Below are 13,905 nucleotides of genomic sequence, written 5' to 3'. Positions count from 1 at the left end.
TCCCTGCTCCACACGCTCTTTCACACACTCTCCCGGAGGCTCGAAAATGCGACGGATGCTTTCAGGCGTCTCGGTGACTGCACTCTTGTATTTGACAACGCCTATTGCAAATGCGGCGTCCTTGAGAGTGGCGCCGACCAATCTAGACCTTGCTGCGCCCGAGAGCGCCGCTATGCTCAACCTGACCAATGACAGCGATCGTCCCATCAATGTCCAAGTCCGGGTCTTCAGGTGGAGCCAGAAGGACGGCGCCGAGCAGCTCGAGCCGACCACAGACGTGGTCGTAAGCCCACCGGCCACCCAAATGGGTGCAAACGCCGAATATGTGGTTCGGGTCGTGCGAACAAGCAACGCTCCGGTCCACAAGGAAGAAAGCTACCGCGTCATCGTGGACGAGCTGCCGGATGCCTCGCGGGCGCAAGCTGGCACCGTGACGCTGATCATGCGTCACTCGGTTCCCGTCTTCTTCCGGAACCCCGACGCCAAGGCTTCCGATGTCTCATGGGGTCTCAGCCAGCATGGCGGCAGCCTGTTTTTGACCGGCAAGAACAACGGTGACAAACGCTTCCGTCTCTCGAACGCAACGCTCAGGCACGGAAAGACAAATGTCGGCGGCCGCGGCGGCCTCGTCGGTTACGTTCTTGGCGGCGCGACGATGCAGTGGCGGATTGGCAAAGCAAAATCACTCTCCGGCGGCAGAGTGACGCTGCAGGGTCAGAGCGATCTCGGACCATTCGATGCGAATATCGCAATTAGCAAGCATTAGAACAGGGGTCGCCGTTGCCGGGACCATTCTTTCGGTCTCGGCACTAAACGCACAGGAAGTGCCTGGCGAACCGGTGATGGTCCAAAACCGTCAAACGCATTCGAACGCGCGCTGCGTCTTGCTTGAAGTGTTCATCAACAATGTTTCGATGAAGATGATCGGCACGTTCCGGCAACAGCCGGACGGTTCGCTCACTGCAACCGCCGAAGAACTTCGCCAAGTGGGGATCAAACCACCGGCAGGCGCGGCCGACGATGCTCCAGTCAAGCTGAACGATCTCGACGACCTGTCATTCCGCATAGACGAGGAGGCCCAGCGGCTTTACGTCACGACGTCGGACGATGGCCGCACACCGCGCCTAATCGACCTCGGGCAAAAGCAGAAAGGTGACGTTCCAGAGCCACGGTCCGGCTCAGGCGGCGTGCTCAACTACTCGCTCTTTGCCAGCTCCAGGACCCTTTTTGAAGACGATGCGAACATATTTCAAGGGATATCCGGATCGTTCGACGCGCGCATTTTCAGCCCCTATGGAACACTCAGCCAGTCGTTCCTCGCCGGTTATTCCGATGGCGAGCTGGACCGCGTCACCCGTCTCAACACAACCTGGAGCTATTCCGACCCTCATCGCCTGTTGAGTTATCGAATGGGCGATGTGACCACCGGTGGGCTTTCCTGGACACGACCGGTCTATCTGGGCGGTCTTCAGGTGCAGCGTAACTTTTCTCTCCGGTCCGACCTTGTCACTGAGCCGCTCCCGGCATTTGAAGGAACGGCAGCGGTTCCATCAACACTTGAGATCTACAGCCAGAATGTTCGCAACTATACCGGCGACGTCCCAGCTGGTCCGTTTCAGGTTACCAACTTTCCCACGTTCTCAGGCTTGGGTGAGGCTCGCATTGTCTTGCGCGACAGCCTCGGCCGCGAAACGACCGAGACGCTGCCGTTCTATTCGTCAAACTTGCTCCTTCGCGCAGGATTGTTCGACTTTTCGGTGGAGGCCGGCGCTCCGCGGCGCAACTTTGGAATTAGATCGGACGACTACGACGAACGTGTCATGGGGGTGGCAACTGCCCGCTATGGGCTGACCGATTGGCTCACTTTGGAGAGCCATCTTGAGGGCGGAGAAGAGCTCTTCAACGGTGGCATTGGTACGGCCTTCCCGGTTGGAGCATGGGGAGTAGCGTCGGTGGCCGTTGCCGGAAGTAAAAGCGACGCCGGCTCCGGTGGGCTCGTCAACGCCTCATTGGAACTGAGCTACGGCGATTGGTCGATCTATGCACGCATGCAGCGCGCCCTTCACAATTACAGTGATATTGCGTCCGTTACGGCCGCGCCCGCGCAAAACAATGCCGGGGATACGCCGGCCTTCGGCGCAGGTGTACCCCGCGCGCTCGATCAGGTGACCGTCAGTGCTCCGGCACCACTCGACCTATCCAGCCTCAATTTCTCCTACACCCGTTTGGAAAGCGCTGATGGCGAAGAGCACCGGATTGCCGGCGTCTCCTACAGCCAGACCTTCAAGCGCGCAACGTTCTACGCCTCGGCTTTCGCCGATATCGAGGACAACGACAGTTTCGGGATCTTTGCCGGCGTTTCGGTCCCGTTCGATGGCAACATTTCGGCCAATACGGGCATCGAGAGTGGACCAGACGGCATCAACGTCATTGCGGACGTTTCCAAATCCGAACAGCAGGAAAACGGCAGCGTCGGTTGGCGCGCTCGAACTTCGGAAGGAAAAGTGTCAAACCGGGAAGCCGCAGTCAGCTATCGTGCGCCCTTTGCCAGGTTCGAAGGCGGCGTCCAGCAATATGGTGGAGACGTCCGCGCAACCGCTCAAATGGACGGCGCCGTCGTGATCGCAGGCGGCGACGTCTTTGCCACCAATCGCATCGATGATGCTTTTGCCATCGTCGACGTTGGGACGCCCGGGGTCGAAGTTCAGCTGCAAAACAGACCCGTCGGTAAAACGGACAGCCGTGGGCGGATCCTTGTGCCGGACCTCAATTCCTACGAGCCGAACACCGTGTCGGTCGATCCGAAAAACCTTCCCGTCGATGCCGACGTGCCGGCAACGAGAGATGTTGTCGTTCCTGCAGACCGTAGCGGGGTCGTCGTCAGGTTCGGCGTTTCAGACGCTCCACATGCCGCAATCGTCACGATCAAGGATGAGAGTGGAAGGCCGCTTCCAGCAGGCCTCAGAGGCAAGCTACAGCACGGCAGCGACGAATTTGTCATCGGCTATGACGGTCATGCCTACATTCGCAATCTTCGGCCAAAAAACACAATCGACGTCATGCTTCCTGGTGGAGGCGCGTGCGGGGCCGAGTTTTCCTACACGCCTCAGCCGGGGAAACAGATTGTAGTCAACGATGTCAGATGCATGTGAGAGGATCAAAGGATGCGTCGCGCCTTCGCTTTCGTCCTGCCCCTGGTGATGCCTTCTTTGTCCTTTGCGCAAAGTTGCAGCTTCAGCACCTCCAATATGAACTTCAGCGCCGTCAATACGCTGTCAGGCGCCGGGGCCACGTCTACCGCGGTCATCAACGTCAACTGCACCGGAACCCCGCTCAGACGTGTCCTGCTTTGCCCAAATCTCGCAGCCGGGAGCGCAGGCGCATCCTCGAGTGCAGCGCGGCAGATGCTGAGTGGGTCCAGCGCTCTGAACTATCAGCTCTATTCGGATTCTGCGCGAAGCATGACCTGGGGATCCTATAGCTGGGCCTACGCCGACCGCTCTCCGGCCTACGCAATAACTCTCGGCCTATTTGGAACGGGCTCAGAAGCGATCACCGTCTATGGATCGGTATTGCCCAATCAACCAGCGGCCGAGGTTGGAACATACATCTCGACCTTTTCGGGAACGCAAACACCCTTTCGATATCGCTACAACAATGGAAGCAACTGTGATTCGGCCACGGGAACGGTCGCAACGACCTCATTTGCCGTCAATGCAGGCGTTGTTGCGAATTGCCTTATTGCCGTGCAGAACATCGACTTCGGCACCAGGGGAGTGCTCAATACAAATGTCGACGCCTCCGGTTCGGTGACGGCGACCTGCACCCCAGGAACGACCTATTCAATCTCCTTGAACGGCGGCACGGCCAATTCAGCACCGACAGCGCGCAAAATGTCGAAAGGATCGGAAACCGTGACCTACGGTCTTTACAAGGATGCGAACCGATCTCAGCCGTGGGGCGATGCGACAACTTCCGGCAGTACCATCCCAGGCACTGGAAACGGCGCAGCCCAAGTGTTGCCGGTCTATGGGCGCGTGCCTCCACAAAAAACTCCCTCCCCCGGCACCTACACCGATACGGTCGTTGTGACACTGACCTATTGATGCAACAGTCGCCACCGATAGCTGTTTGAAGTTTACGTCATGGGACGAGCCTGCGAGATCGCAGCTCTCGGTCGATGGCGATCAGAAGTTGACGGGCCGCACCGTGCCAGGCGGGGTATCACCAACCGAGACTGCACGGTCTTGCCGATGCGACGCGTCATTGCACTTTTCTACCGGCCGCTACCGCCCAGGAACAGAGCAGTTGGTTCGGCTAGTACCTCTGCACAGAGGATTTGACGAGTTGGTTGGGTTGCAGCGTGGGTAGGCAGTTGTGGCTGACGAGCAGTTCGATGCTGCGGGCGACGCCGGGTTTCCTTCGGATTAATCCGGCCCGCTCGAGGGAGAGCACCATTTGGTGGACGGATGGTGGGGTGACGCCGAAATAGCGTTGCAGGTCACGCTCGGCCGGCGGCCGTTCGTTGATTTGGCTATAGGCCCAGATGAAGGCGAGGTACTGGCCCTGCTTTTCGGTGAAGTGGGGTGGCGCTGCCGGCTGCCCGTCAAGTAATTGATTCATTTTTCGATTCATCCGGAACCTCCGCAATTGAAGGAGGCTTTCCGGATGAATGTACGCCATCGTGTCGACCTCGACCAACCCGAACGCGACGAACTCTTGAGCATGCTGCGCGGCGGCAAGCACCCGGCGCGCAAGCTCAAGCGGGCGCAGATCCTGCTCGCCGCCGAGGCGGGGCTCAGCGACGAGACCATCGCCGCAACGGTGGCGGTCGGCGGTTCCACAGTCTACCGCACCAAGCGTCGCTTCGTGGAGATGGGCCTGGAGGCGGCGCTTGGCGAGGAGCCGCGCCCGGGCGCGCAACGCAAGCTGACCGGCAAGGAGGAAGCCCTGCTGGTGGCCACCGCCTGCTCCAGCCCGCCGCCGGGCTGCGCCCGCTGGACGCTGGAGCTGCTGGCCGACGCGTTCGTCAAGCTGACCGAGCACGAACAGCTGTCGCGCGAGACGGTGCGCCGGCGCCTGGCCGAGAATGATGTCAAGCCATGGCGCAAGGACATGTGGTGCATTCCCAAGATCGATGCCGAGTATGTCGCGCGCATGGAGGATGTGCTCGACCTCTATGCCGAAGCGTCCGACCCGCAGCGGTAGGTGGTGTGCTTCGACGAAAGCCCGACCCAGCTCATCGGCGAGGTGCGCCAGCCGATCCCGGCCGAACCCGGAAGGCCGCAACGCTACGACTGCGAGTACAAACGCAATGGCACTGCCAACCTGTTCGTCTTCCTCGACGCGCACCGATCCTGGCGCAAGGTGAAAGTCACCGAACGGCGTACGGCCGAGGACTTCGCCCACTGCATGCGCGATCTCGTCGATGTCCATTATCCCGAGGCCGCCTGCATCCGCGTGGTGCTCGACAATCTGTCGACCCACACACCCGCTGCGCTCTACCAGGCCCTGCCGGTACGATGAGGCGCGCCGAAGCCTCAGAAGGCTGGAATTCCACTACACGCCCAAGCACGCCAGCTGGCTTAACATGGTCGAGATCGAAATCGGCGTCCTGCGCGGCCAATGCCTCAACCGCCGCATCGAAAGCCGCGACCGCCTCGTCGACGAGGTTGCAGCCTGGGAACGCCGACGCAACGCCAGTGGTGCCCGCATCAAATGGATGTTCTCTACCGAGAAGGCCCGCGTCAAGCTGGCCAAAGCCTACCCAAAACCAACGGCCAAAGAATCATAACCTCTGTGCAGAGCTACTAGCATGGCCGTCGATAGATAATTGGATCACCAGCAACCATAAAGGCGACCCACATTGTTGATCTGGCCGTTCAGGATGATCGCGTAAGGCTCGGGAAACACCAGTTCGTGGAGTTCCGAAAATCCAGGTCTTTGCAGGGCGGAAGACGCCGGCGACGATCGTCAACTAGAGCGACTTCAAAGGGTGAGTGCGCGCTGCTGCCCGCATTCTGAAGTGAACCGGGCAGCTCGTTCCGGGTTTTTGCCTACTCAGCCGCAGCCGATGTCTCGCGCGTTCGGCTGTCTGCTTCGTACTCATCGGAGATCTCCAGGGCGTTTTCCCACTTGGCGACGACTGTGGTGGCGATAGCGTTGCCGAGGACGTTAGTGGCTGTACGTCCCATGTCAAGGAAGTGGTCGATGCCCATGATCAACAATACGCCTTCTTCCGGCAGGTTGAACATCGGCAGGACGGCGGCCACGACAACGAGCGAGGAGCGGGGCACGCCGGCGATGCCTTTGCTCGATACCATGAGGACAAGCAGCATGACGATCTGCTGCTCCATCGTGAGCGGCAGGCCATAGGCCTGGGATATGAACAGAGCTGCAAACGTCGTATAGATCATCGATCCATCGAGGTTGAACGAATAGCCGAGCGGCAGGACGAAGCCGGTGATCCGCTCGTTCACGCCGAAACCTTCCAACTTTTCCATGACGCGCGGGTAAGCCGCTTCGCTGGAGGCGGTGGAAAATCCCACCAGCATCGGCTGGCGCACTTCCCTGACCAGGCGAAACACGTTTGCGCCGAGCACCAAGAAGCCTGCGCCGATCAAGACGGCCCAAAGCACAAAAAGCGTTGCGTAGAATGTGCCTGCGTATTTGCCGTAGACCATCAGGATGCCGAGACCCTGAATGGTGACGACGTTGGCGACGGCAGCAAAGACACCCACGGGTGCGAAACGCATCACATAGTCCGTCACCTTCAGCATAACAGGGACTGCACCTTCAATGACATCGATCAGGCCGCGAGCCTTCGTGTCTTTCAGGCTACCAAGGGCAAGGCCGAAGAATACGGAGAAGACGAGGATCTGAAGGATCTCGTTCGTCGCCATCGCCTCGAAGATGTTGCGGGGGAAGACGTGGGTTATGAAATCCCTGATATTGAGCGAGGAGTTCTTCAGGGTCGCCGCGGCCGCAAGATCGGGCAACGGCACGCCAACATTGGCACCGGGCTGAAAAAGATTGGCAAAAACGAGGCCGATTGCAAGCGATGTCAACGACGCCATCAGGAACCAGCCGAGCGCCTTGCCGCCGATACGCCCAACAGTCCGGGCATCGCCCATCCCAGCCATGCCGGAAACGAGCGTGGCGAAAATCAGCGGCGCTATGATCATCTTGATAAGGCGCAGGAAAATGTCGGTCACCAAGGCGAAACAGTCCGCGATATCCTTTGCTGCCGACGGGCTGGCCGAGAGCACGTTGCAGCCGTATCCAACGGCAACGCCCATGATCATCGCGACGACGATCCAGGTCGTCTGCTTGTTCAAATTCATGAAAATCTCCGTACTCCCTGCCCGGTTTGTCCAGGCGGTTTTTCAGTCAACAGATGGGTGGTTCAGGTGCGCGCTGTGATCGGGCGCGGCGCAGTCAGCGCTCCGAAGAGCAAGACCTTGGCGGTCATCGACCCGCTCGCCTCCACTGATCTTCGCGTAACCGACGAACTGACGATATTCACAGGATTGACGGTTAACGTGGAAGTGGAAATGACGGCCATGAATGTTCTAAGTTCATCACAGGGTTTCTGATAGCAAAGAGCGCTTTTCGACCGCCCGGTGAAGTTTCATCCAGCGACGACCAAAAGCCCGGGCGGCCAAGAATACGCCAGGCTCAGGCCGCCGCTGGGCCACCGGTCAGTCAGATTTGCGATGAGGCGCCACCTGAATGACCGATAACCGCCCCAAGCCGACAAAGGGACGGACGAGATCCCGCTACCTTTCATTTGAGCTAATAGGCGAAGAAGGTACACGCCCGCCCGCCGTCTTAACCGATCAACGGCACGCTCTCACAATCAATCGGAGGCCTCGAATACTGCTGAATTGGTGATCGGCGGCGCGGCTTGATGGCTGTTGGCGGTTTTTGCTTCCGATTTTGCGTTGGATTTCGTGGTGTCACGGCCCTTTCGGGGCGGCATGCTTCATGCGGTGGCGCGTCGCCCTTCGTGGAAGACATAGCGGAGCATGTTGTAGGCGATGTTGGCCATGCCGATCTTCACCGTCGCCCTGCTGATGCCAATGGTGCGGATGAAGAGCTTCATCTTGTCCTTTTGCCTGGCGAAGACGTGCTCGACGGCGGACCTGATCTTTGATCGTCGCCCATTTGCCCGCGACATCGTTTCCGGCATTGGTTTGCCCTTCGGCTTTCGCTGGTGGATGTCCGACTTCAGGCCATTGTCTTTCAGCCACTCCTCGTTGGTCTTCGAGCGATAGGCACTGTCGGCCCAGACCGTCGAGGCAGTATTGTCCTTGGCGACGACGTTTCTGAGCTGAGCGCCGTCATGGGCGGCCGCACTCGTCACCGTCCATCCCCGGATGAACCCATGCGCCCGGTCGATGCCGGCATGGTTTTTGTAACCGAACATTGGAATGGCGATGTCATGCTGCTTGGTCGCGGCTGATGTCGGCGTTTGTGTCGGCTGCTTCGCCTTGGAATATTTCACCGTCCAACGCGCATCGCGATCCTTCTGGGTAAGCTTGGCGGGCTTGTCCTTCCACTCGTGCGGGATCTCACCAGCCTTGATCGCGTCTTTCTCGTCCTGGCTGTTGTGCTGCCTGGGCGCCTGGATGATCGTTGCATCAACGATCTGACCACCTTTGGCCAGGTAGACCGACCGTGACAGATGCTTGTCGAAACGGGCGAATAGGTTGTCGATGGCACCGGCCCGCACCAGGCTTTCGCGGAACAGCCAGATCGTCTTGGCATCCGGAACCTTGTCGGAAAGGCCGAGCCCGAGAAACCGCCCTATCGGCGATGCGTGCATCGCCTGTCGGGTAAGACATGAACGACAACCGGTCCTGGATGACGAACTCGGCCTGGTCGTCGGAGAGATTGTAGAGCGCCTGCAGCACCAGGATCTTGAACATCAGCCCTACCGGGAACGGCGGACGCCCGCCCTTTGATCCGTCGGATCGCTTCAATGCCTTCGCCAACGGCTTCTCGAACACAGCCCAGGGAATGATGTTAGCGGTCGCCTAAAACTGCGGTTATTCGCTGCCGAGAAATCGGAATAAGGCAGCGTGCTTTCGGTGGGCTGTCAGATCATTTGTTTGGCAGGCGCTGGTTTTGGAGCTCGGTCTGGATCTGGACGTTGTATTGGTGCCAGACCCTGTCGCGGATTTCGGTCAGCAGTTCGAAGACGGCCAGGGCCTGTTCCGGTGTCCAGGTTGTCGGGATCTCGACGGACAAGGAGAGCGGCAACCCAGGTTTCGCGGGGGCTTTTGTCATGGCCTTTGCGCCCTTCTCTGCTCGGTGCGCAGTTCCGATCGTTCGGTGGCCTCTTTGAGCCGGTAGGATTGGCCCTCGATGGCAATGACTTCGGCATTGTGGACGAGACGATCGACCATCGACACGACGCAGGCGGCGTTGGGAAAGACCTCGTGCCAGTCGGCAAAATTGCGATTGGTCGTGACGATGGTGCTCTTTGCCTCGTAGCGTCGGCTGATCAGCTCGAAGAGCAGGTCGGCATGCCGGTTGGTGTAGGAGAGATATCCGACCTCATCGATGACGAGGAGGGCTGGAGCGATGTAATGGGCCAGGCGCCGGCGGAGCGCGGAAGCGCTGTCGATGGCAGCCAGTTCGCCCAGCAGTTGGCCGGCGCTGGTAAACAGGGCGGTGTGGCCGTTGAGGACGGCATGATGGGCGATGTTGCGGGCAAGTGTTGACTTGCCGACTTCGTTGGGGCCGATGAAGACGGCATTGGCGGCGTCACGGATGAAGTCGAGACGCATGAGCGCTTCGATGGACTGCCGGTCGCATCGTGTCGGAAAGGACCAATCGAAGTCGCAGAGCGGCTTGAAGCGTCCGATCCTGGCATCCTTCAGCCGTCGTTCCAGACTACGCCTGGCGCGTTCGTTCTCCTCCCAGTCGAGAAGTGTCAGCGCCCACCCGCCTTCAAGCGCGTCCTGCCAGTGAGCGACAAGACCGTGCAGGTGCAACCGGGCGGCGCGATTGAGGGCATCGCTTTGATCATGACTTGTCATCTGAGGTTTCCTTGAGCTGGTCGTAGAGGTCGAGACGAGCGGGCCGGACAGGACTGTCCTTGTCCTGGACATGCCGGGGCAGCGCGACGTGCAGCAACGGCGGTTGGCGCCGCCGTTCCCGTCGGCGCTCCAGGATCAGCTGGACGGCATTGGGATGGGGCGATGGCCCTTCGAGCGCCAGGACCTCCAGGATTCCCGCTTGCAGTTCGCGGGCTCCGTAGTGCTGAAGCAGCCGGTTCAGGCCGATGATGGCGGAATGCAGGGAATGACCGTTCTGTGCCGCGCGCTCAAGAAGCGCGGTGCTGGCGGGAACGGCGGCAGCCAGCCGATCGGTGGCGCTGTGTCGTCGGGCGGCACGCTTCTCGTCAACCAAAGCCTTGATGTGGGCGGCATCCTCCACCTGAGCACCCTTGTCATAGCTGCGAACGTGACAGGCAACGACCTTCGCACCATCGAGGACGCGGACTTCCTTCTGCGTGGCCACGATGCTCAAGCTGCACCGGACGTAGGCGTGCGGGACGGAATAGTCGTTCAGATCGAAGCGGGCGTAAGGGGTCTTGCCGATGGAAACAGCGATCTGGGCCGGCCATTCAAAGGAGGTGTCTGGCAATGGCAAAAGGTAGGGCTGTTCGAGGGCGAAGGCCTGCCTGACGGTCATATCGAGACCGGGGCACAGTCTGTCGGCGGCAACGCCCTCGCACCAGGCATCGGCCTGGGCGTTGAGATCATCGAGATCCTTGAAGCTGCGGGCGGCAAAGAAGTTGTCGCGGATATAGCGAATAGCGCGCTCGACGCGGCCTTTCTCATTCCCCCGCGCGACAGCGACCGGACGGGGATCGTATCGATAATGGGCGGCAAAGGCGAGCAGAGTGGGGTTGAAGCGGATGGCATCGCCATGACGCTCGAGCACGGCACTCTTCAGATTGTCGTAGAGCACGACCTTGGGAACCCCGCCCCATCTGTCGAAGGCTTCGGCGTGACCGGACAGAAACGCTTCCATCCTGGCATCGAGGAAGAAGCGCAGGAAGATCCGGCGGGATTGGCTCAGCACGATGACGAAGGCCATGAGGGGACGACGTGCCCTACCGATCTGCATCTGTCCAAAGTGGCCCCAGTCGGCCTGGGCCTGCTCTCCAGGAAGGGTGCGCAGGCGCAGATAGGCCTCGGCCTTCTGGCGCGGTCGGTGGCGGGCGATCATATGGCGGAAGTGACCGCCGTCGCCACGATATCCCCGCTCGCAGACCATTGCGTGGAGTCTGGCTGCCGTCAGGGTGGGGAATGCCTCAAGGGTCTCCAGAATGAACGGCAGATAGGCGTCGATCTGGCTTGGCCGAGTTCGCGGCCCATGCGGCACCAGCCCGGAACGGGCCAGCACGCATTGAACGGTATGATGGTGGACGCCGAGTTGGTGGGCAATGGTGTTGGCCCGCCACTTCTCGACATGGTGGTAGCGCAGGATCTGAGCCTGCAGTTCGGCAGATATGGCCATCGTCATCCTCTGGATAGGGACATCGGGATGGCTCGGCGACGACGCAGGGGCTCACGGCGGACAAACGGCGAGCAGCAGCGGCCACACCAGTGACAATGATGCCCCAGAACGCCGGTCGGCAATCCTTCAGGGATCGCAGGCTCGGTCAAGGACGGCGTATCAGCAGTGTCGGACGCCTTGTTCGGTGTCGTCACCGAAGCCGCCATTACATCAACATCGGCATCGCTGGTGAGTGAACCATGGTGCGTCACTATTTTGTGCCGGGCCCGATATCGGCGGCTGCGGGCTGCATGAGCGAAGCGGCCGTTCCGGCTCGTCTGATAACGCCTGGCGACATCCCGACGGCGCGCGGCACGGGCAACACGAGCGCAGCCTCCGGCGCAATAAATCTGCCCGCGGTCACAACATCGGCAGATCAGCACCTGCGTCCGACAACGTTCGCAGAGAAAGAAGCGTCCGGTATCATGTTCATCCGCCCTTCGGCAGCTGTCATGACATGGACGCGAGGCTCCGTCTGCGCCATAATAACCCGGCATTCGTGTTCCGCACGGTGTAGGGCGCGGCGCCGGGTAGAATTAGCCGTTCGTTCGGCGCTGTGCCTGCCTTCATCAATCGACGCAAAGATTACGGCACGCGCTGCGGCTGCACCAGTCCTCACCCCTTCACCCAAAAGCCGTTTGGTATACTTCTCGACGCACTGGCCCCTATGCTTGCCTGCGCGCAGGCAAGCATAGGGGCCAGCCAATCCCATCCGCTTCAGAACAAGCAAGTCACTGCCGAAAAACCTCTGTGGAACTCTCGGCAGCGAATAGCCGCACTTCTCAACGACCGTTCACAGGCATTCTCTGGAGTTCGTGTCCTACAAGGATCGCAAACCCGTCGTACCGGCGTTGAGAGCCATCTATCGTGCTCGAGATGCCGAGGCTGGAATGAAGGCGCTGGAGGCTTTCGAGGAAGGGTATTGGGGCCAGAAATACCCTGCCATCTCTCAAAGCTGGCGGCGCAATTGGGAACACGTTGTTCCCTTCTTCGCCTTCCCAGAGGGCGTCCGCCGCATCATCTACACGACGAACGCCATCGAGGCGTTGAACTCGAAACTTCGTCGGGCAGTGCGCTCGCGCGGCCATTTCCCGGGTGACGAAGCCGCGATGAAGCTGTTATATCTGGTCCTCAACAATGCGGCCGAGCAGTGGAAGCGCGCGCCGAGGGAGTGGATCGAGGCAAAGACACAGTTCGCCGTCATCTTCGGCGAGCGGTTCTTCAACTGATGAAACCGGCCCACCGCACAGAATTCCTGACACTCCCCTCCTCCCGGAAGAACCGGTTGACGCATAATCCCGGACCGGGCGACGTGCCCCCTTCGCTCCGCGTCCATTACAGACGTTTCATCACTACTACGGGTCACTCCGCCCCTGACATGGGCTTCGGTATTCTCCCTCATGGTTTGGGTCACTTGCGGATTTCCCTTGGCATCCCATGCCAGGTTCCCTTGTTCCGTGCTGAAGCCTGTGGCGAGATCATGCCGCCTATACACCGGCTGCCGCATGGCCCGTAAACAGGTGCCGTCCATGCTCTTCCGGGCGCCACTAACCCACGCCCGTTTTGACAGCGTCTGAACCCATTTCGATATGTCGTCAGCGGTTCGCTTTCGCTCATCTTCTCGTCACACACCTGACGGCGTCGCGCGCCGCCTTTTCTCCATCGCTCACCACCACGCCTCTTGAGCGCAGCAGCATGGAGTGGTTTGAAGCCAGCCCCTGCAGGTCGGCTCCGGGAGGCCCACTCCCATCTTCAACACAGTTGCGCCGGCACACACACAACGCCGGCTCAAGGCACACGCCAATACGGATCCTTACGCTGAACCTGCGCAAACCTCTCTCGCCGCACGGAGGACAACTCAGCATGCGACGGCCGTACTGAAACATCAATTTACGCCGTCTGCGAACCGCGGATATCCGATCGCAAGCAACCCAATACACCTATTTGCATATAAGCACACAATTCCAAAAGCTCCTTAGCTAAGGCTGTTGGGATTGTGTGCGGCTGGGTGGATGACGTCCAGGATCCAACCGCAAGTGCGACACTGGCCGATTTGCTCTGCTTGAGTAGCTGCGGGTGTCCCACTTATGCGCCTTATGGTTCTTTTATGCCTTGTATGCCTGGCTGTTCTTTGTTCGCTTTGCGCCGCTGCCGCTGACGAGAAACTGTGCGCGAATCCGCCCAAGACAGCCGTACGGTCATCCCCCCAATTCGTTTCGCTGTCTAGGCAATTGGGTGCAATCCAACGGCTGCAGCAGCAAAGGAAGTGCACCTTCAGGTCATCTGGAGGCTTCTTCGATCCTTGCCGGGACCTAGCAAGCCGTGCGCTAC

At 59.9% G+C, this 13,905-nt stretch carries 10 protein-coding genes and 2 pseudogenes; 6 read left to right on the top strand and 6 right to left on the bottom strand.

Going from position 1 to position 13,905, the window contains the following annotated elements:
* Positions 1–46 precede the first annotated feature (46 nt).
* The 3 genes from OVA00_RS10730 to OVA00_RS10720 are packed head-to-tail and all read left to right on the top strand — an operon-like array spanning position 47 to position 4,106.
* On the top strand, positions 47–766 hold the full coding sequence (locus tag OVA00_RS10730; protein ID WP_268088821.1) for a fimbrial biogenesis chaperone: 720 nt from the start codon (positions 47–49) through the stop codon (positions 764–766).
* Positions 738–3,152, top strand: a complete 2,415-nt coding sequence (locus OVA00_RS10725) for a fimbria/pilus outer membrane usher protein (protein ID WP_268088820.1) — start codon at positions 738–740, stop codon at positions 3,150–3,152. Before OVA00_RS10730 ends, OVA00_RS10725 begins: the two co-directional genes overlap by 29 nt.
* Before the next feature lie 12 nt (positions 3,153–3,164).
* Positions 3,165–4,106: a Csu type fimbrial protein gene (locus OVA00_RS10720; RefSeq protein ID WP_268088819.1), complete on the top strand. Its 942-nt coding sequence runs from the start codon at positions 3,165–3,167 to the stop codon at positions 4,104–4,106.
* 211 nt (positions 4,107–4,317) lie between these two features.
* On the opposite strand, the gene OVA00_RS10715 is transcribed toward OVA00_RS10720, so the two are convergent.
* Positions 4,318–4,623: a LexA family protein gene (locus OVA00_RS10715; RefSeq protein WP_268088818.1), complete on the bottom strand. Its 306-nt coding sequence runs from the start codon at positions 4,621–4,623 to the stop codon at positions 4,318–4,320.
* Positions 4,624–4,668: 45 nt separating this feature from the next.
* Between OVA00_RS10715 and OVA00_RS10710 the strand changes: the two are divergent.
* Positions 4,669–5,794, top strand: a pseudogene (locus OVA00_RS10710) (IS630 family transposase).
* A gap of 262 nt (positions 5,795–6,056) precedes the next feature.
* Here the strand turns inward: OVA00_RS10710 and OVA00_RS10705 are convergent.
* Entirely contained in the window at positions 6,057–7,343 is a 1,287-nt protein-coding gene (locus OVA00_RS10705) for a dicarboxylate/amino acid:cation symporter (RefSeq protein WP_268088817.1), read from the bottom strand.
* Positions 7,344–7,409: 66 nt separating this feature from the next.
* Between OVA00_RS10705 and OVA00_RS10700 the strand changes: the two genes are divergently transcribed.
* Positions 7,410–7,595 carry a hypothetical protein gene (locus tag OVA00_RS10700; protein ID WP_268088816.1) on the top strand — a complete coding sequence of 62 codons (186 nt, stop codon included), beginning with the start codon at positions 7,410–7,412 and terminating at the stop codon, positions 7,593–7,595.
* 389 nt (positions 7,596–7,984) lie between these two features.
* On the opposite strand, the gene OVA00_RS10695 is transcribed toward OVA00_RS10700, so the two are convergent.
* The 4 genes from OVA00_RS10695 to istA all read right to left on the bottom strand — a co-directional run bounded on the left by OVA00_RS10695 (position 7,985) and on the right by istA (position 11,535).
* Entirely contained in the window at positions 7,985–8,827 is an 843-nt protein-coding gene (locus tag OVA00_RS10695; RefSeq protein ID WP_442780484.1) for an IS5 family transposase, read from the bottom strand.
* Between the two features lie 278 nt (positions 8,828–9,105).
* Entirely contained in the window at positions 9,106–9,291 is a 186-nt protein-coding gene (locus OVA00_RS10690; RefSeq protein ID WP_268088658.1) for a hypothetical protein, read from the bottom strand.
* The gene (gene istB, locus OVA00_RS10685) at positions 9,288–10,046 is read right to left on the bottom strand and encodes an IS21-like element helper ATPase IstB (RefSeq protein ID WP_268088657.1); all 759 of its coding nucleotides are present in this window, start codon (positions 10,044–10,046) and stop codon (positions 9,288–9,290) included. The genes OVA00_RS10690 and istB overlap by 4 nt, the downstream gene beginning before the upstream one ends.
* Positions 10,033–11,535, bottom strand: coding sequence for an IS21 family transposase (istA, locus tag OVA00_RS10680; protein WP_268088656.1), 1,503 nt, complete (start codon positions 11,533–11,535; stop codon positions 10,033–10,035). Before istA ends, istB begins: the two co-directional genes overlap by 14 nt.
* Positions 11,536–12,371: 836 nt before the next feature.
* Here istA and OVA00_RS10675 point away from each other — a divergent pair.
* Positions 12,372–12,803, top strand: a pseudogene (locus tag OVA00_RS10675) (transposase); the annotation flags it as partial.
* Positions 12,804–13,905: the final 1,102 nt, after the last annotated feature.

This window comes from Ensifer sp. SL37, assembly GCF_026672675.1.
Classification (GTDB): Bacteria; Pseudomonadota; Alphaproteobacteria; order Rhizobiales; family Rhizobiaceae; genus Ensifer; species Ensifer adhaerens.
Note: the sequence above shows the minus strand (reverse complement) of the source record. Positions and strands in the feature narration are given on the sequence as shown.

Bases quoted from the DNA above. Each gene is read 5' to 3' on its own strand.
- OVA00_RS10725 (WP_268088820.1), top strand. From the start codon at position 738: ATGCGAATATCGCAATTAGCAAGCATTAGAACAGGGGTCGCCGTTGCC.
- istA (WP_268088656.1), bottom strand. From the start codon at position 11,535: ATGGCCATATCTGCCGAACTGCAGGCTCAGATCCTGCGCTACCACCAT.
- istB (WP_268088657.1), bottom strand. From the start codon at position 10,046: ATGACAAGTCATGATCAAAGCGATGCCCTCAATCGCGCCGCCCGGTTG.
- OVA00_RS10730 (WP_268088821.1), top strand. From the start codon at position 47: ATGCGACGGATGCTTTCAGGCGTCTCGGTGACTGCACTCTTGTATTTG.
- OVA00_RS10720 (WP_268088819.1), top strand. From the start codon at position 3,165: ATGCGTCGCGCCTTCGCTTTCGTCCTGCCCCTGGTGATGCCTTCTTTG.
- OVA00_RS10695 (WP_442780484.1), bottom strand. From the start codon at position 8,827: ATGCACGCATCGCCGATAGGGCGGTTTCTCGGGCTCGGCCTTTCCGAC.
- OVA00_RS10715 (WP_268088818.1), bottom strand. From the start codon at position 4,623: ATGAATCAATTACTTGACGGGCAGCCGGCAGCGCCACCCCACTTCACC.
- OVA00_RS10705 (WP_268088817.1), bottom strand. From the start codon at position 7,343: ATGAATTTGAACAAGCAGACGACCTGGATCGTCGTCGCGATGATCATG.
- OVA00_RS10690 (WP_268088658.1), bottom strand. From the start codon at position 9,291: ATGACAAAAGCCCCCGCGAAACCTGGGTTGCCGCTCTCCTTGTCCGTC.